Annotated in this window: 1 pseudogene; it reads right to left on the reverse strand. The window is 61.8% G+C overall.

Going from position 1 to position 207, the window contains the following annotated elements:
- Nucleotides 1–207 (reverse strand): annotated as a pseudogene (locus AF337_RS45250) (type II secretion system F family protein); the annotation flags it as partial.

Here is a 207-nt window from a genome sequence, read left to right on the forward strand (position 1 = left end):
CCGCTGCGTGATGGGGGTTTGCCGCCAACCGCCGCCGGCACCGCGCTCCTTCAGCATATCGCTATAGGTCTTGCGATGATCATCGCTGACCTCGAGCAAGCTCAACCGATGGTTCACGGCGCGGTGTCGTTCGGAGCTCTTGAAGTAGCTGCGCATGATCGCTTCGACAGCGACAAGGGCGGCGGTGAAAACGGCGGCGTAAAGGAG

The organism is Rhizobium ecuadorense (assembly GCF_001187535.1).
Classification (GTDB): Bacteria; Pseudomonadota; Alphaproteobacteria; order Rhizobiales; family Rhizobiaceae; genus Rhizobium; species Rhizobium ecuadorense.